Origin of the sequence: Nocardia sp. BMG111209 (assembly GCF_000381925.1) — a bacterium.
Lineage (GTDB): Bacteria > Actinomycetota > Actinomycetes > Mycobacteriales > Mycobacteriaceae > Nocardia.
In genome coordinates this window covers 369,668-386,144 of the sequence record NZ_KB907308.1, presented here as the reverse complement: position 1 = coordinate 386,144, position 16,477 = coordinate 369,668, and the positions used below count along the sequence as shown (strand labels likewise).

Below are 16,477 nucleotides of genomic sequence, written 5' to 3'. Positions count from 1 at the left end.
GCCGAGGCGGACCCTGGCCGAGCCGTCACCGCCCACGCCGACCCCGGTCACCGCGAACCACGCAACTACGCCGTACCCGGCGGCAACGCGGCCAGCATGTCGCGCGTCACCGCCACCGCGTGATCCGAACTCCCGCCCCGCACCAGCAATGTCGCGAACGCCAGATCCCCGCGATAACCCACGAACCACGAGTGCGACCCCCCGTCCACCTCCGCCTCACCGGTCTTCCCGAACACCTCACCCATATCGGCGATCCGCCCCGCGGTACCGCCGGTGACCACCTTGCGCATCATCGTCCGCAGCCCGGCCAGCACCTCCTCGGACAAAGCGGGCACCTCGGGTGCGTCCGGTTTGGCCCCGATCTTGGTCTCGTGCCCCGAGATCAGATACGGCACCGGCACGGAACCCCGCGCCACCGTGGCGGCCAGCAGCGCCATCCCGAACGGGCTGACCAGCACCCGCCCCTGCCCGATACCGTCCTCGGTGCGCTGGATCAGGTCGTCGGCGCGCGGTACCGATCCCGAGACCGTCGTCATCCCCGCGACCGTGTAGTCCGGGCCGATGCCGAACGCGGCGGCGGTGGAAGTCAGTGCGTCCGCGGGCAATTCGCTGGCCAGCTTGGCGAAGGTGGTGTTGCAGGAGCGTTCGTAGGCGTCCGACATCGGCGCGTCGCCGATGGTGAACTCGTTGTAGTTGGGGATGGTCCGGTCGCCGATGATCACGTTGCGCGGGCAGGGCAGCACGGTGTCCGGGGTGGCCATCCCGCGATCCATCGCCGCCACCGCGGTCACCGTCTTGAACGTCGAACCCGGCGGGTACAGGCCGATCATGGCGACCGGCCCGTCGGTATCCGCGGCCCGGTTCTGCGCCACCGCCAGGATCGCCCCGGTGGACGGCTGCATCACCACCATCATCGCCGGATCGGTGGGCCGGTCGACCGCCTGCTGCGCGGCGTTCTGCACGAAACGGTCCACGCTCAGCGAGAACGACGGCGCCGGTTGGGGTTCCGATTCGGTGAGCACGTCGGTGTCCACCCCGTTCGCGTTGACGGTGACCACACTCCACCCCGCCTTGCCGTCCACCTCGTCGATGACGGTCTTGCGCACCTCGGCCAGCAGATCGGGGGCGAAACCGCGGTCGGTGGGCAGCAGATCCCACTGCCGGTCGACGCCGACGCCGGGTATTCCGGCCAATTGCCCACTCACCTGGTCGAATTCGCCGTCGTTCAGCAGCGCGACCCCGACCGCGCCCGCGAACCGGCGGCGGGTGGCCGCCAGGATCGAGTCGGTGGTCACGGCGGGATCGACCGGCGCCAGCGCGGCGGCCAGCGCCCCGGCCGCGGCCGCGGGTTCCGGCGTCCCGGACGCGGTGAACGAGATGGTGTGCACCACACCGGGAATCAGCACATCGCTGCCGGCCCGTTCGTTGACCCGGGCGCGCGGGGCGGGCAGCGCGCGCAGCTCCAGCCGTTGCGTGTCACCCAGTTTCGGATGGATGTCCGAGGCCGACCAGCGCACCTGCCAGCGGCCCTCGCTGCGGCCCATCTGCAGTACCCCGCCGTAGGTCCACACGCGCCGCTTGGGCAGCCGCCACTGATAGGTGTAGTCGACGGTCGCGGTGTCGCCCGTGATGCGGGCGGCGCCGACGTGCGCGCTCAGCTGTTCGGCCTGTAGGTCGTCCCAGGCCGCGGCCAGGGCGTCGGCGGCATGGTCGGGGTGGTTGGTGAGCGTCGCCGCGGCGGTGGTGTCGTGACGGGCGAACGCCGAGACGAATTCGTCGGCCGCGGCGGCGGGACCGTGCCGTCCGGCGGCACACCCCCCGGCGGCGGTGACGAGGACCGCGGCCGACGCGGCGGCGGTAACGCAACGCAGCAGCACCTGTGTCGACATCGGTGCGTAATCGTAGACAGCCGCCCCCGCGCCGGCCGTCCGACACGCGAATGTGCCGCCGCCGCTGTGAAAGTGGTGTTCCGGAGATACTGTTCAGTCGACCAGGACGGTCGAGAAGGTGGCGACCTGATCGAAACCGATCTTCGCGTACGAGCGCCGCGCGACCTCGTTGAAGTTGTTCACGTACAGGCTCGCGGTGCGGCCGGTGGCGACCACGGCGTTCGCCAGCGCCGCCGTGCCCGAGGTGCCGATACCGCGTCCGCGCCACTCCGGATGCACCCAGACGCCCTGGATCTGGCCGGTCCGGCGGGACATCGCGCCCACCTCGGCCTTGTACACGACCTCGCCGTCCTCGAACCGGGCCCAGGCCCGGCCGGACTGGATCAGGTTCGCGACCCGGCGGCGATAGCTGCGGCCGCCGTCCCCCGCGCGCGGATCGACCCCGATCTCCTCGGTGAACATCGCCACCGCGGCGACCAGGTACCGATCCAGTTCGTCCAGCCGCACCCGGCGTACCAGCGGATCCGCGACGATCCGCGCGGGCCCGTCCAGCGCCAGCAACGGCTGGTCGGGGCGCAGTTCCCGGGCCGGTCCCCAGCGATCGGCCAGCAGCTCCCACAACGGCAGCGCCAGCTCCTTGCGGCCGACCACCGACGAGCACACCCGCGGCCAGCGGGCCGCCCGTTCGGCGAAGGCCCGCAGATCGTCCCGATCGCCACGCAACGGCATCAGATTGGCGCCGGAGAAGCACAGCGAGTCGACCGGGTTGCTGCGGGTCCACAGCTCACCATGGCCGCCGGCACGGGTGTCCACACCGCATTCCTGCAACCGAGCGGCCACCATGCAGCACGCCACCGGATCACTGTCAAGCACCCGGAGCACCTGCGCCACGTCGCGATTGGACAGTTGGCGAACGCCGGTGCTGCGTGACCGTCTCGGATCCAGCACACTCCGCACCTTCACAGCCTGCCACGAACTGTGCGGATGCGCTGGTGTTTCGTATGTCTAACCGACGTCGACGACCGGTCCGCCGCCGCCCTCGCTGCCTTCCATCTGCTCGGCCAGCCGCAGGGCCTCCTCGATGAGGGTCTCCACGATCAGGTGCTCGGGCACGGTCTTGATGACCTCGCCCTTGACGAAGATCTGCCCCTTGCCGTTACCGGAGGCCACCCCGAGATCGGCCTCGCGCGCCTCACCCGGGCCGTTGACGACACAGCCCATGACGGCGACCCGCAACGGGACCTCCATACCCTCGAGACCGGCGGTGACCTGGTCGGCGAGGGTGTACACGTCGACCTGGGCACGGCCACAGGACGGGCAGGAGACGATCTCGAGCTTGCGCGGCCGCAGGTTCAGCGACTGCAGGATCTGCGAACCGACCTTGATCTCCTCGGCCGGCGGCGCCGACAGCGAGACCCGGATGGTGTCGCCGATACCCTCGCTGAGCAGCGCGCCGAACGCCACCGCCGATTTGATCGTGCCCTGGAAGGCCGGTCCGGCCTCGGTCACGCCCAGATGCAGCGGATAGTCGCAGGCCGCGGCCAGTTGCCGGTACGCCTCGACCATGATCACCGGATCGTTGTGCTTCACCGAGATCTTGATGTCGCCGAAGCCGTGGTCCTCGAACAGCGAGGCCTCCCACAGCGCCGACTCGACCAGCGCCTCCGGGGTGGCCTTGCCGTACTTCTCGAGCATGCGCTTGTCGAGCGAACCGGCGTTGACGCCGATGCGGATCGGGATGCCCGCCGCGGCCGCGGCCTTGGCGACCTCGCCGACGCGGCCGTCGAATTCCTTGATGTTGCCCGGATTCACCCGCACCGCAGCACATCCCGCGTCGATCGCGGCGAAGATGTAGCGCGGCTGGAAATGGATGTCGGCGATGACGGGGATCTGCGATTTGCGCGCGATCGCCGCCAGCGCGTCGGCATCCTCCTGCCGGGGGCAGGCGACGCGGACGATATCGCAGCCGCTCGCGGTCAACTCCGCGATCTGCTGCAACGTCGCGTTGACGTCGTGGGTCTTGGTGGTGGTCATCGACTGGACGGAGATCGGGTGGTCACTGCCCACTCCGACGCTGCCCACTCGCAATTGGCGGGTCTGACGGCGCGGCGCGAGGACCGCCGCTGGCGCGGCTGGCATTCCCAATGCGACGGCTGTACTCACCTTCGGCTGCCTACTTTCGTCTGCGTGCTCCACGTTCGCCGCCCGAGTCTAGTGCCGGAGAGTGACGGGGGTGCTGTGAGGACACCGACATCCCCCTGCGGAAGCCACACCTCTGGGGATCCGCCATCAGTGATTCGGCGCCGGACGCCCGCCGGATGCCCGCGTATCCGGACACGAAACCCCCCTTACCACTGATAAGGGAGGAATTTCCCGTCCAGCGTCACGACCACCCGATCCCCGGCCGGATCGGCTTCGCGCCGCACATCGAGCCGGAAGTTGATCGCGCTCATGATCCCGTCGCCGAACTCCTCGTGGATGAGTTCCTTGATCGCGGGCCCGTAGACCTGCAGCACCTCGTAGAAGCGGTAGATCGTGGGATCGGTGGGCACCGGCGACTCCAGCGAGCCGCGCGTCGGCTGGGCCTGCAACGCCCACCGCACGTCGTCGTCGAGTTCCAGCACCTGGACGACGATCCTCGCCTCCGCCTCGGGCACCGGATGTTGCCCGAGCAGCGCCGCCACCGTCCACGCGGGCGGACGGCCGATCGCCTCGGCCAGTTGCGCCCAGCCGATCCCCAGCCGCTGCTTCGCCGCCAGGACGGCCTCGCCCGCCGCCTTCTTCGTCATCGCCGCATCCCTTCGCCGGTTCCGTGCGGACCCGACGCTAACCGAATCATGTTTCGACCAGGTTGATTCCGGGCCGGCCCACGATCAGGGGAACAGTTTGATCGGGTTCACGATGTCGGCGACGACGGTGAGGATCATGTAGGCGCCGCCGATCACGACCACCACGTAGGTGGCGGGCAGCAGCTTCAGATAGTCGACGGGTGCGCCGGGCGCCAGGCCGCGGCGGCCGCGCAGCGAGTTGCGCAACTTCTCGTAGAGGACGACCGCGATGTGACCGCCGTCCAGCGGCAGCAGCGGCAGCAGGTTGAAGGCGCCCAGGAAGAAGTTCAGGCTTGCCAGGACCAGGACGAACGCGCCCCACATGCCGTGCTCGGCGGTCTCGCCGCCGATCTTGCTGGCGCCGTACACGCTGACCGGGGTGTCCGGGTCGCGCACGCCGCCGGTGACCGCGTGCCACAGGTTGACGACCTTGGTGGGCATCTGGGCCAGCGATTCGAAGGTCTTGCCGAACATGTCGCCGGTGAACGAGGCCGAGGCCGGCAGCGCGGCGAGCACGTTGTACTTCTGCGGGTCGTAGTAGTCCTGCCCGACGCCGACCTTGCCGACCAGGACCGGCGTGGTGCTGCGGACCTTGGTGTCCGGATTCACCGGATAGGTGGCGACCCGCTCGGGCACCACCCGGATGTCCAGGCTCTGCCCGTCGCGGCGGACGGTGTAGGTGAGTGGGCCGGTCGCGGCCTCGGTGCGGGCCTTGAACTGGTCCCAGGTCTTGATCGGGGTGCCGTCGACCGCGGTCACCAGGTCGCCGCGCTTCAGGCCCGCGATCTGCGCGGGACCGTCGCCGGTACAGGGCGCCGCGCTGCCGTCGGGATTCTGGGCGGCCACGCAGCCCGCCGGGACGATCTGGGTGGCCGGCGGGCTGTCCAGCCGCGGCAGCCCCCACGCGACGGCCAGCAGCACGATCAGCAGGAAGCCGAGCAGGAAGTTCATCAGGATGCCGCCGATCATGACCAGCAGCCGCTTCCAGGTGGCCTGCCGGTACATGGCCCGGTCGAGCTCCTCGGGCTCCAGTTCGTCCAGCGCGGTCATCCCGGCGATATCGCAGAAGCCGCCCAGTGGCAGCGCCTTGACGCCGTACTCGGTCTCACCCCGGCGGAACGACCAGACCTTCGGCCCGAAGCCGACGAAATACCGCCGGACCTTCATGCCGGTGGCCTGGGCCGTCCACATGTGACCGCACTCGTGCAGCGCGACCGACACCGTGATGCCGATTGCGAACAGCACGAATCCGAACGCGAATCCCATCCGGTACCGACCCTTCCTGCTATGCGCGTTACGTCAATTGTCCACGAGGGAGCGCGCCAGTCCCCGCGCCCACGCATCGGCGGCGAGCACCTCGTCCAAGGTAGCCGGTTCCGGGGTCCACATGTCGGCCGACTCGACCACGCGGGTCACCGTGTCGACGATCTGCGGGAATCGGATGCGCCCGGCGAGGAAGGCCGCGACGGCGACCTCGTTGGCCGCGTTGTAGGTCGCCGTCACGCTGCCCCCGGCCTGTCCGGCCCGGCGCGCGAGTTCGACGGCCGGGAAGACCTCGTCGTCGACCGGGGCGAATTCCCAGGTGAACGCCTGCGTGAAATCCAGCGGGGCCAGGGTCCCCGGCACCCGATCGGGCCAGCCCAGCGCGAGCGCGATCGGCAGCCGCATATCCGGCGGGCTGGCCTGGGCGATGGTCGAGCCGTCGGTGAAGGTCGCCATCGAATGCACGATCGACTGCGGATGCACGGTCACATCGATGTGGTCGTACGGCACCCCGAACAACATGTGCGCCTCGATCAGCTCGAGCCCCTTGTTCACCAGGGTGGCCGAATTCAGCGTGTTCATCGGGCCCATCGACCAGGTCGGGTGGGTCTTGGCCTCGGCCGGATTCACCGATTCCAGCATCGCCCGGCTCCACCCCCGGAACGGCCCGCCGGAGGCGGTGAGCACCAGCCGATCGACCTCGGCCGCCCGCCCCGAGCGCAGGCACTGCGCCATCGCCGAATGTTCGGAGTCGACCGGGACGATCTGCCCCGGGGCCGCCGCGCGGGTCACCAGCGATCCGCCGGCCACCAGCGACTCCTTGTTGGCGAGCGCGAGCCGCCGCCCGGATTCCAGCGTGGCCAGCGTGGGTTCCAGTCCGAGCGAGCCGACCAGCGCGTTGAGCACCACGTCGGCGTCGGTGCGGCGCACGAGTTCGGTGACCGCGCCCGGACCGCTCAGTGCCACACCGAGTTCCGCCGCGGCGGCCGGATCGGCCACCGCGACCTCGGTGGCGCCGGTGACCCGGATCTGTTCGGCGAGTAGGCCGGTGTTGCCGCCGCGGGCGGCGAGCCCGGCGACCCGGAACCGATCCGGATCGGCGGCGATCACCTCCAGCGCCTGGGTGCCAATGGAACCGGTGCTGCCCAGCAGCAGGACTCTCACGACGTCGGACACGCACCCATTGTCACCCGCCGCGATTCCCCGAAGACCCCGGACCGGTGAACCCGTTGCGGCGGCGACACCGGCAGTGGCCCAACTGGCTACGACACTCGGTCGTATGCGACGATGGCAGGCGGTAATGCACCATTACCCGAACCGATGGGAGCGAACGTGTCCACGGAACTGGAACCGGCAAAGAGCGCCGTCGTCACGAAGGTCGACCCCGCCGAGGTTCCGTCCGCCGCCTGGGGCTGGAGCGGCGAGTCGCGCAAGACCTTCCGCCGCGCGGGCTGGGTTGTCGTGGTGATCCTGCTGTGCATGCTCATCGGCAACCACAAGGGTCACGTCGAGGACATCTACCTGATCGGTTTCGCCGCCGCCCTCGCCGGCGTCCTCATCCGCGACTCCTTCCTCCAGGGCAAGCCCAGGTAGGGCTCTCTCTACACAGCCTCTACACAGCGTGAACCGGATGCGCTCTGCAGGGGCGCATCCGGTTCACGTGGTCGCTTCGTGCTCGTGGGATCGTTACGGCGATTGCACCTCCGTTCCGTGAGCGTTGATCGTGGCGGCGAGGTCGCCGGGCGACGTCGCCCCCGCGGAGGCGTCGCCCAGCAGCTCGACGGCGCCTGTCCCGGCCAGGATCATGCCTGCGGTGATGAGGGTCAGCGTCGAACGCTTCATATTCCTTCTCCCTTATCGGTCTGAGTCGGGAAGAGTTCGAACCATCTGTTTGCCAACTAATAGCTGACATGGACACGGTAGAACGGGAAACTCCCGTCCGACAAGCCCACCGCATCCGGAGGTGCAGCCCAATATTGGCTATGCCGCAGGTCACGCCCTAGATTTCCGATATTAACCGGTTCGCCGCAAACTGGCGGCAAGGTGATGGCGTGTCGGTTGCCCGACCGCCGCCATCCGCAGCGTGTAGTCGATGGTGTCGTCGGTCAGCACCAGCGAGCGGCCCAGTGCCGTCACGAGCTTCGCGGAGGTGCTCACCCCGATGTGCGTGGAGTCGAGATCCAGTTGCAGTCCGTCGTCGGTGACCTTCACACTGCCCTCGCAGATTTCGGTGACCCCGGTCGGATGGGCCAGGATCAGTTCCACGCGATCGGGTCCCGCGCTGCGCAGATATCCGGTCTCCGCGTGCAGGGAGCGACCGTCGCCCGCGTGCCGGGTGCGCTGCCGGTAGGTCAGGAACGGGCGGCCGACGTGACCGAACCGGATCTCCTCGTGATAGTCGAACGCTTCGATCGTCGGATACTCACCGTGACCCGAGCCGCGCCAGGTCCCCAGCAGCGGGGCGAGGTGGGCGATGTCCGGATGGGGCGCGACGGCTGACTGGGGTTCGAACACGGCGGACAGCATAATGCGCCGACGCCCGGCCGGTGGCGTGGCGGCGCCGGATTCGTGCCGACGGGGGTTGACAGCACGAGACCTGCCGATACCGCTGCGGATGCGCCGCCGGTTGCGATGACTCTGGTGAGATGAAACCCGATCCGGCAGTGGGGGACCGGTTGTCGAACGAGAGCGGGAGACGATGAGCGTCGAGGTGATCGACACGGTGACAGCGGGATACCGCGGGGTGCCCGCACCGCCGCGGCCGTCCGCGGTCCGCCAGTGCTGGGTGCTGTCGCTGCGGCTGATCCGGCCGTCGGTGCGCAACGGCGAGGTGCTGATGGCGGTGCTCGCGCCGACGGTGTTCACGGTCGGCTTCTACATCCCGCTGAATCGGGTGATGAGCTTCGTCGGGCACGGATCCGGCTCGTACGCGCAGTTCCTGATGCCGATGATCGTGATGCAGGCGGTGGCGTTCTGCGCGACCACCGCGGCGTTCCGGTCGGCCAGCGACGCCCGCGACGGCCTGGACACCCGGTTCGCCACCATGCCGATGCCGCTGATCGCGCCGTTGGTCGCGCGCACGGCGGCGGTGCTCTACCGTACGGCGATCTCGCTGGCCGCGGCGATGGTGTGCGGCTACGTGATCGGCTTCCGGTTCTACGGAAGCTGTTGGCAGACCGCGGCTTTCGTGGTCTTCGCGTTGTCGCTCGGGGTATTGCTCGGCGCGCTGGGCGATCTGGCGGGCGGGCTGTCGGGCAGTCCGGAGGCGGCCACGCAGATGCTGGTGCTGCCGCAGCTGATCCTCGGCATGGTGTCCACCGGATTCGTCCCGGCCTTCCAATTCCCAGCCTGGATGCGGGGTTTCGCGCGCAATCAGCCGGTCTCGCAGTTCGTCGGCGTGATGCGAGCGCTCGCGGGTGACCGGCCGGGGCATCCGCCGCCGGTGACCTGGTCACTGCTCGGGCCCGGCGTACTGTGGACCGTCGCCGGCCTCGGCGTCGGTGGCGGCGCCGTGATCCTGCTGGCCGTGCGGAGGCAGCGATGATCCCCGTGGGTACCCGTCCGGCCCCGGCCCGGACGGCGGCGGTCGCGGAGCGGGCCCCGATGCCGATCGCGCCGGCCCGGACCGAGACCTGGTCCCGGCTGGTGCCCCAGACCGCGATCCAGACCCGGCGGCTGTTGTTGCGCTGGCGCCGGGATCCGGTGACGATGACGCAGGCGCTGCTGTTCCCGACGCTGTTGCTGATCATCCTGAATTCCGTACTGGGCGGGCAGATCTCGACCTTCTCCGGGATCAACGCGCTGTACGGCACGGTGCCGATGACCACCCTGGTGTCGGTGATGTCCGGCTCGCTCGCCGGTGCGGTGACGCTGGGCCGCGAGCGCGATGCCGGGTTGCTGGCGCGGTTCTGGGTGCTGCCGGTGCATCGGGCCTCCGGCGTGCTGGCCCGGATCTGCGCCGAGGGTGTGCGGATCCTGCTCTGCACCGCGGTGCTGTTCGGCGTCGGCTCGATCCTCGGTTTCCGGTTCCGGCAGGGCCTGCCGGCGGCGCTGGCGCTGGTGAGCGTGCCCCTGATCTACGGCCTGGCCTTCGCCACGGCGGTCACCACGGCGGCGGTGTACACAGCGAAAGGGACTCTGGTGGAGGCGATTTCGCTGGGCTCGTCGATGCTGATGTTCTTCTGCACCGGATTCGTGCCGCTGACCGCGTACCCGGACTGGGTGAAACCGTTCGTCGCGCATCAGCCGATGAGCTGTGCGGTCGACGCCATGCGCGGACTGGCGGTGGGCGGTCCGGTACGGGGGCCGCTGCTGGCGACCGTGGTGTGGTCGGTGGCGGCGATGGCGTTGTTCGCGGTACCGGCGGCGGTCGGCTACCGGCGGGCGAGCCGGGCCTGAGCGATGCGGCCGAGGGCGGGCGTGCCGCGCCAGTCGACTACGCGGCACGCCGGGCGGGGCGCCTCGTTGCGCCCGCCGTACCTGGCGGGCAACGTCCCGGACCGGGGCCGCGCACGGCCGCTCGGTGACGTTACCGCTGGCAGGGAATGACCGTGTGCGTCAACGCGTTCGGTGGTGATTCACTGCTCGGGCAACCGACGCCGGCCACCGGCCACGTCGATCACGAGATCAGTGTAACCGTCCACCAGTTCGGCCAGGTGGTACCAGTGTTTATGGGTATTGTCACTGCGCGGTCCGTCGCGATCGATCGCCAGGTTGGCGTCGACCCAGCTGCGGGCCATGCGATCGACCACCGCACCCAGGCTCTCGGTGTGCAGCGAGGCGCCGTTACGATGCTGTGGCAGCTCCTGCTCCACCCAGTCGTTGATGTCCTCGACGAGTTCACTACGGCGGCAATCGATCTCGGTGACCATCAAGGGGTCGTGGATCTCCGTCCGCCGCGTGTGCAACTCGGCCAGCGCGCGTGCCGACCGCAACAGGACCCGGTCCTGGAAGCGGCGCCCCTGGAACGCGCACAGCAGTTGCGGTGCGGTCGGCAGCACCCCGGCAATCGACATCGTCATCGCGGCGCCCCCTGCACAGCCAGATGTATCACTAATCGCACCAACATGATTGGTCTCCGGATTCAGCTATACCGGTCATGGGATCGGTGTTTCAGAACTAGGCTTGACATGCATGATGCTACTTGCAGATGCAAGAACACAAGGGCTGGAACGCAAAAATGCGTTCTAGGAAATGCATCGGGTAGCTGAGGTACGGCTGGAGGTCAGTGTATCGATGGCAGGGAAACGCACCGTGCTCACCGTGCAGTTGCGGCGGCTGGCCGTGCTGCTGACGGAGCTGCGGGAGCTGGCCGGCGTCAGTAAAGAGGAGGTCAGCGCCCGGAGCGGCATCAACGTGACGACGTTGTACCGCATCGAGACCGCGCAGGCGCGGCCGCAGCGGCGCACGCTGATGGCGATGCTCGACCTGTACGAGGTCGACGACGAGCGCCGCGCGGATGCCCTGCAGTTGCTGCAGGAGGCGCAGAAGCCGGGCATGTCGCGGCCGTTCGAGGCGGCCGTCTCGGATGTCTACGCGGCCTTCATCAACTTCGAGAATGCGGCATTGTCGGCGCGGCTGTTCGAAATGTCCTTTATCCCCGGACTTCTGCAGACCGAGAGGTATGCGTGGGCGGTTCTGGACACCACCATGCCGAAGGCGGAGAGTTCCGTGATCGAGCAGCGCCTGCGGGCCCGGTTCGAGCGGGCCAAGGTGCTGACCCGGCAGGACCGGCCGCTGGAGTTGTGGGTGGTGCTGGACGAGGCCGCGATCCGGCGGGTGGTCGGCGGCCCGGACGTGATGCGTGAGCAGCTGCTGCGCCTGATCGACGAGTCCGAGAAGCGGAACGTGATCCTGCAGGTGCTGCCGTTCGAGGCGGGCGCGCATCCGGCGATGATCGGTTCGTTCGTGGTGCTCGACTTCCAGGATCCGGCGGATCCGGAACTGGTCTACATCGAGGGCGCCGCGGGCGACGACATCGTGGAGGGCCGCGACGGCGTGCGCCGCTTCGGCGTCATGTTCGACCAGTTGCGCGCGATGGCGCTGAGCCCGCGCGATTCGGTCACCCTCGTCACCGAGGCCGCGGATCAGTTGAAGTGATCCGTCCGCGGCGACCCCGTCCGGCGCGTATGAGCGGTCCGGGGCGGGGTCACCGCGGTAGCGGTGCGTTCACTCGCCCGCGATGCGGGCGTCGTAGGCGGCGCGGGTCCCGTCGCTGTGCAGGAAGGCGTCCTCGAATCCGGCGATGCGGCGCAGGAATCGGCTCACCGGTCGCGGCAGCATCGCCCACATCGCGGCGCTGGGCGCGAGGCTGCCCGGAATCACCGCCTGGCGACGGCCGTGCGCGAGTACCGAGACCACCGCGGCCGCGATCTGTTCGGGTGCCACCGGTTTGCTGAGCCGGTTGACCGTGATCCCGCTGATGAGTTCGGTGGCGGTGAACGACGGCAGGACCGCCGACACCCGGATGTCCTGATCCGCCAGTTCGGCGTCGAGCGCCTCGCTGAAGCCGACCACCGCGAACTTCGTGGCGTTGTAGAGCGCCATACCCGGCGCCGGGATACGCCCGGCGATCGAGGCGATGTTCACGATGCGGCCGCCGCGGCCGGTCATCGCGCGGGCGGCTGCCCGGCTGCCGTTGATCACGCCGTGCACGTTGATGTCCACGGTGCGGCGGACCAGCGCGTCGGACTGCTCCAGCACCCGGCCGATCGGCATGATGCCCGCGTTGTTGATCCAGAGGTCGACCGGGCCGAGTTCGCGCTGCACCAGTTCGAGGAAGGCCGCGACCGAGGCGGGATCGGTGACATCCATGGTGTCGCCCAGGATGCCGAGGTCGCCGGCGGTGGTCTTCACCGTCACGGTGTCGATGTCGCCGATGGCGACGTGCGCGCCCTGGGCCAGCAGCGCGGCGGCGATCGCACGGCCGATGCCGCGGGCGCCGCCGGTGACGACGGCCACCTTCCCGGCGATGACGAAGCGGGTCACGGATGACTCCTCTCGAGTTCTTCCAGCGTGCGGCGCAACACTTTTCCGGAGGCGCCACGGGGTAGTTCGGCCACCACGATGATGTCGCGTGGCATCCGGGAGCGCGGCAGTTCCACGCTCAGTCGGGCCCGGACCTCGGCGATGTCGAGATCGCCTGTGCCCGTGCCGTTGTCGGCCGCGACCAGATAGGCGCGCAGCCGCTGCCCGAAGTCGGCGTCGGCGACCGGTACCACGACGGCGTCCGCGACGCGCGGATGTCGTTGCAGGACCAGCTCGACCTCCTCCGGGAAGACGTTCTCGCCGCCGGAGACGATCATGCCGTCCGAGCGGCCGGTCACGTAGAGGCGGCCGCGCTCGTCCAGATGACCGCGGTCGCCCGTGTCCAGGAAGCCGTCGATCATCGCCCGGCTGCTGCCGTCGGTGTACTCGGTGACCTGACCGGATGTGCGAACCAGGATGCGACCGTTGGTGTTCGACGGCAGCGGGCGGCCGTCCTCGGCGGCGATGCGGACCGAGATCCCGAGCGCGGGCCGGCCCGCGCAGTCGGGGGCGTGCAGCAGATCGGCCGGGGTCGCGATGCTGATGTAGGACGCCTCGGTGGACCCGTACAGGTTGTGCAGCACCGGCCCGAACGCCTCGAAGACCTGCCGGACCACCTCCTGATCCAGCCGGGCCCCGCCGCTGCCGACGATGCGCAGCGCGCTCAGATCCGCTGCGGCGAGCCGATCCCCGAGCGCGAGCACCCGGCGCACCATCGTCGGCACCGCGACGAAGACGGTGCACCGCCGCGCCGTCAGTTCGTCCAGCGCGCGCCCGGCGTCGAAGCGCCGCTGCAACACCACCTCCGCGCCGAGCAGCAGCGCGATCGTGGTGATGATCAGCCCCCAGCCGTGGAAGACCGGCGCCGACAACAGGATTCGATCGCCGCGCCGCAGCGGGATGCGCGACAGCAGTCCCGCGGGCAGCAGCAGCGGGTTGGGTGATTCCCGCGGCGCACCCTTCGGGGTACCGCTGGAACCGCTGGTGAGGATCACCACGATGCCCGGCCGCCGCGGGCTCGGCAGCGGCCCGGCCGGGAAGGCGGCCGCCGCCCGGCCCAGCGCATTGTCCGGCTCCGGCCCGGAATGCCAGGCGCACCAGGTGATTCCGTCGAATCCGGCCAGCGCGGACTGGAAGTCGTCATCGTACACGATGGCGTCGAGGCCCTCCCGCGCCGCCACCTCGTCGATCTGGCGGCGGCCGAAATCGGAGTTCAGCAGCACCACCCGCGCCCCGACGGCCCCCGCCGCGCACAGCGCGACCACCGCGTCGGCGTGGTTGCGGCACAGGATCCCGATGCCCGGCCGGTCACCGGAGCGCGCGGGCACGGTGGCGAACAGCCGCGCGAAACGTTCGGTGCGACGGCCGAATTCGCGATAGGTCAGCGTCCCGCGATCGTCGCGGAACGCCACCCGATCGCCGAACGCCGCGGCGGTGCCGGTGGGCAGCCCACCCAGCGGGCCCGACCGGCGCACGGATTTCGCACTGACCAGTGCCGCTCTCGGCGGCAGCGACAGCATGCCCGAGCGCAACAGCACACCGAACGCGGCCGCGTCGGTGCGCACCCGCGCGAGCGCCGTGGAGGTGGAGGTCATCGGTTGTCCTTCCGGGCACCGCGCCGGTCGATTGCCGAATCCGGTTGCGGTGCATCGTGTTCACGGTGGCGACGGTTGGGCTCGAGTGCGGCCCGAGCGCGGTGGGAGGCCGAGTTCCGGCGGCTCACGATCGTGGCCCGAGTGCGTCCGGTGGCCGGGCTCGGATCGTTCACGCTCGTGGTCGGTGCGTGGTCGGTGGCCGGGTTCGGTCGGTTCGTGCTCGTGGCCGGAGGGCGTTCGGTGGCCGGGCTCGGGTGGTTCACGGTTTCGGGCGGAGGGTGGCGAGTAGGCGCTGGGCTCGGGCGTAGCCGCCGAAGAAGGTGTCGCGCAGGGTGTCCGGGGTCGGGGTGGGGATGCGCTGGGCGGCGACGGTCTGGGGTTCGGTGTAGCGGATGATGCCCTCGCGGCCGTGGCGGCGGCCCAGGCCGCTGGTGCGCATGCCGCCCATGGGCGCGTCCACCGACGCGATCGCCGCCAGGTATCCGTCGTTCACGTTCACCGCGCCGGCGACCACGCGGCGGGCGAGCTCGGTGCCGCGGGCCACATCCCGGGTCCACACGCTGGCGGACAGGCCGTATTCGCCGGTGTTGGCGGCGGCGATCGCCTCGTCCTCGGAGGCGACCGGGTACACCGAGACGACCGGGCCGAAGGTCTCCTCGGCGCACACCCGCATCTCGGCGGTGACGCCGGTCAGGACCGTGGGCTCGTGGAAGTAGGGGCCGAGATCCGGGCGGGCCCGGCCGCCGGCGGCGACGGCGGCCCCGCGGTCGACGGCGTCGCGGATGTGCGCGACGGTGGTGTCGAGTTGGGCCGCGGTGGTCAGCGAGCCCATGTCGACGTCCCAGCCGTAGCCGGCGCCGAGCCGCATCCGGCGGGTGCGCTCGGCCAGTTCGCGCACGAATCGGTCGAAGACCTTCTCGTGCACGTAGATTCGCTCGATCCCGATACACATCTGCCCGGCGCTGGCGAAGCACGCCTGCACCGCGCCGCGGGCCGCGGCCGTGAGATCGGCGTCGGCGCAGACGATCATCGCGTTCTTGCCGCCGAGTTCCAGGGAGGCGCCGATCAGCCGATCGGCGCAGCGGCGGGCGATATCGCGGCCGGTGGCGGTGGAGCCGGTGAAGCACAGGTAGTCGACCGCCTCGATCAGCGCCGGGCCGATCGCGCTGCCGGGTCCGGCGACGATCCGCCAGAGATCCTGCGGCACACCGGCTCTCGCGGCCAGTTCGCGTGCGGCCAGCAGGGTCCAGGGCGCCTGGGAATCGGCCTTGCTGAGCACCGCGTTGCCGGCCAGCAGGGCGGGGATCACATCGCCGACGGCCAGGAACAGCGGATAGTTCCAGGGCGCGATCACCCCCACCACACCCTTGGGCCGATAGCCGACCCGGGTGGTCACCACGCCGGGCAGCACACTGCGCGCACGTCGTTCGGCGAGGTGGTGGTGGGCTCGGTAGCCGTAGTAGCGGGCCACCGACACCACGCCCTGCGCCTCGACGGCGGCGTGGACGCGGGCCTTACCGGTCTCCCATTGCATGAGATCGCAGAGCAGATCCCGGTGGGCCAGCAGTTCGGCGGCGAAGCGGAGCACGACGCGCTCGCGCTCGCGCACCGATCGGGCCGCCCATTCCGGTTGCGCGGCACGGGCCGCGGCGACGGTATCGGCCAGCCCGGCCGCGGTGGTCCGGGGCAGCGCGGGCAGGGTATCGCCGGTGAACGGCGCGGTGGCGCTGCGCGATTCGTCCGACGGCGGGAGGTGCTCCCGCAGCCGGCGCAGCAGGTCGGGGGTGATCGAGTCCGGCGGGGTGGCGGCGTTGGCGGCCTCGACCGGGACGGAGGTACTGGTCATGATGTCTCCCACTGGTTTCCGGTCTCGGCG

The 16,477-nt window shown here is 70.0% G+C and carries 16 protein-coding genes; 4 read left to right on the top strand and 12 right to left on the bottom strand.

Annotated features, from left to right (window positions below; genetic code table 11):
* Positions 1–65: 65 nt before the first annotated feature.
* The 6 genes from G361_RS0125300 to dxr all read right to left on the bottom strand — a co-directional run bounded on the left by G361_RS0125300 (position 66) and on the right by dxr (position 7,156).
* Positions 66–1,889, bottom strand: coding sequence for a penicillin-binding transpeptidase domain-containing protein (locus G361_RS0125300; protein WP_019929911.1), 1,824 nt, complete (start codon positions 1,887–1,889; stop codon positions 66–68).
* A 93-nt stretch (positions 1,890–1,982) separates the two neighbouring features.
* Positions 1,983–2,846, bottom strand: a complete 864-nt coding sequence (locus tag G361_RS0125295; protein WP_231387094.1) for a GNAT family N-acetyltransferase — start codon at positions 2,844–2,846, stop codon at positions 1,983–1,985.
* Between the two features lie 48 nt (positions 2,847–2,894).
* Positions 2,895–4,028, bottom strand: a complete 1,134-nt coding sequence (gene ispG / locus G361_RS0125290) for a flavodoxin-dependent (E)-4-hydroxy-3-methylbut-2-enyl-diphosphate synthase (RefSeq protein WP_369797931.1) — start codon at positions 4,026–4,028, stop codon at positions 2,895–2,897.
* Between the two features lie 209 nt (positions 4,029–4,237).
* The gene (gene cynS / locus G361_RS0125285) at positions 4,238–4,678 is read right to left on the bottom strand and encodes a cyanase (protein ID WP_019929908.1); all 441 of its coding nucleotides are present in this window, start codon (positions 4,676–4,678) and stop codon (positions 4,238–4,240) included.
* Between the two features lie 84 nt (positions 4,679–4,762).
* Positions 4,763–5,983 carry an RIP metalloprotease gene (locus tag G361_RS0125280; RefSeq protein WP_019929907.1) on the bottom strand — a complete coding sequence of 407 codons (1,221 nt, stop codon included), beginning with the start codon at positions 5,981–5,983 and terminating at the stop codon, positions 4,763–4,765.
* Between the two features lie 33 nt (positions 5,984–6,016).
* Positions 6,017–7,156, bottom strand: coding sequence for a 1-deoxy-D-xylulose-5-phosphate reductoisomerase (gene dxr, locus G361_RS0125275; protein ID WP_019929906.1), 1,140 nt, complete (start codon positions 7,154–7,156; stop codon positions 6,017–6,019).
* A gap of 144 nt (positions 7,157–7,300) precedes the next feature.
* Here dxr and G361_RS0125270 point away from each other — a divergent pair, with 144 nt between their 5' ends.
* Entirely contained in the window at positions 7,301–7,573 is a 273-nt protein-coding gene (locus G361_RS0125270; protein WP_026343491.1) for a DUF2631 domain-containing protein, read from the top strand.
* A gap of 93 nt (positions 7,574–7,666) precedes the next feature.
* On the opposite strand, the gene G361_RS49705 is transcribed toward G361_RS0125270, so the two are convergent.
* A complete protein-coding gene (locus G361_RS49705) occupies positions 7,667–7,822 on the bottom strand; it encodes a hypothetical protein (protein WP_019929904.1) in 156 nt (51 codons plus the stop codon).
* Between the two features lie 171 nt (positions 7,823–7,993).
* Positions 7,994–8,506 carry a peroxynitrite isomerase gene (locus G361_RS0125260; RefSeq protein ID WP_019929903.1) on the bottom strand — a complete coding sequence of 171 codons (513 nt, stop codon included), beginning with the start codon at positions 8,504–8,506 and terminating at the stop codon, positions 7,994–7,996.
* A 172-nt stretch (positions 8,507–8,678) separates the two neighbouring features.
* Here G361_RS0125260 and G361_RS0125255 point away from each other — a divergent pair, with 172 nt between their 5' ends.
* Together G361_RS0125255 and G361_RS0125250 are read left to right on the top strand one after the other, a co-directional pair.
* A complete protein-coding gene (locus G361_RS0125255; protein ID WP_019929902.1) occupies positions 8,679–9,524 on the top strand; it encodes an ABC transporter permease in 846 nt (281 codons plus the stop codon).
* The gene (locus G361_RS0125250; protein WP_019929901.1) at positions 9,521–10,378 is read left to right on the top strand and encodes an ABC transporter permease; all 858 of its coding nucleotides are present in this window, start codon (positions 9,521–9,523) and stop codon (positions 10,376–10,378) included. The genes G361_RS0125255 and G361_RS0125250 overlap by 4 nt, the downstream gene beginning before the upstream one ends.
* A 179-nt stretch (positions 10,379–10,557) precedes the next feature.
* Here the strand turns inward: G361_RS0125250 and G361_RS0125245 are convergent, their stop codons facing one another.
* Positions 10,558–11,001, bottom strand: coding sequence for a DUF4254 domain-containing protein (locus G361_RS0125245; RefSeq protein WP_019929900.1), 444 nt, complete (start codon positions 10,999–11,001; stop codon positions 10,558–10,560).
* Between the two features lie 214 nt (positions 11,002–11,215).
* On the opposite strand from G361_RS0125245, the gene G361_RS0125240 reads away from it, so the two are divergent.
* Positions 11,216–12,079, top strand: coding sequence for a helix-turn-helix transcriptional regulator (locus G361_RS0125240; protein ID WP_026343487.1), 864 nt, complete (start codon positions 11,216–11,218; stop codon positions 12,077–12,079).
* A 69-nt stretch (positions 12,080–12,148) separates the two neighbouring features.
* Here G361_RS0125240 and G361_RS0125235 read toward each other — a convergent pair whose 3' ends face one another.
* From G361_RS0125235 to G361_RS0125220, 3 genes are all read right to left on the bottom strand, one after another.
* Positions 12,149–12,967, bottom strand: coding sequence for an SDR family oxidoreductase (locus tag G361_RS0125235; RefSeq protein WP_019929898.1), 819 nt, complete (start codon positions 12,965–12,967; stop codon positions 12,149–12,151).
* Positions 12,964–14,601, bottom strand: coding sequence for an AMP-binding protein (locus G361_RS0125230; protein WP_019929897.1), 1,638 nt, complete (start codon positions 14,599–14,601; stop codon positions 12,964–12,966). The genes G361_RS0125235 and G361_RS0125230 overlap by 4 nt, the downstream gene beginning before the upstream one ends.
* Before the next feature lie 259 nt (positions 14,602–14,860).
* Positions 14,861–16,447, bottom strand: a complete 1,587-nt coding sequence (locus tag G361_RS0125220) for a succinic semialdehyde dehydrogenase (protein ID WP_019929895.1) — start codon at positions 16,445–16,447, stop codon at positions 14,861–14,863.
* Between the last annotated feature and the right edge of the window lie 30 nt (positions 16,448–16,477).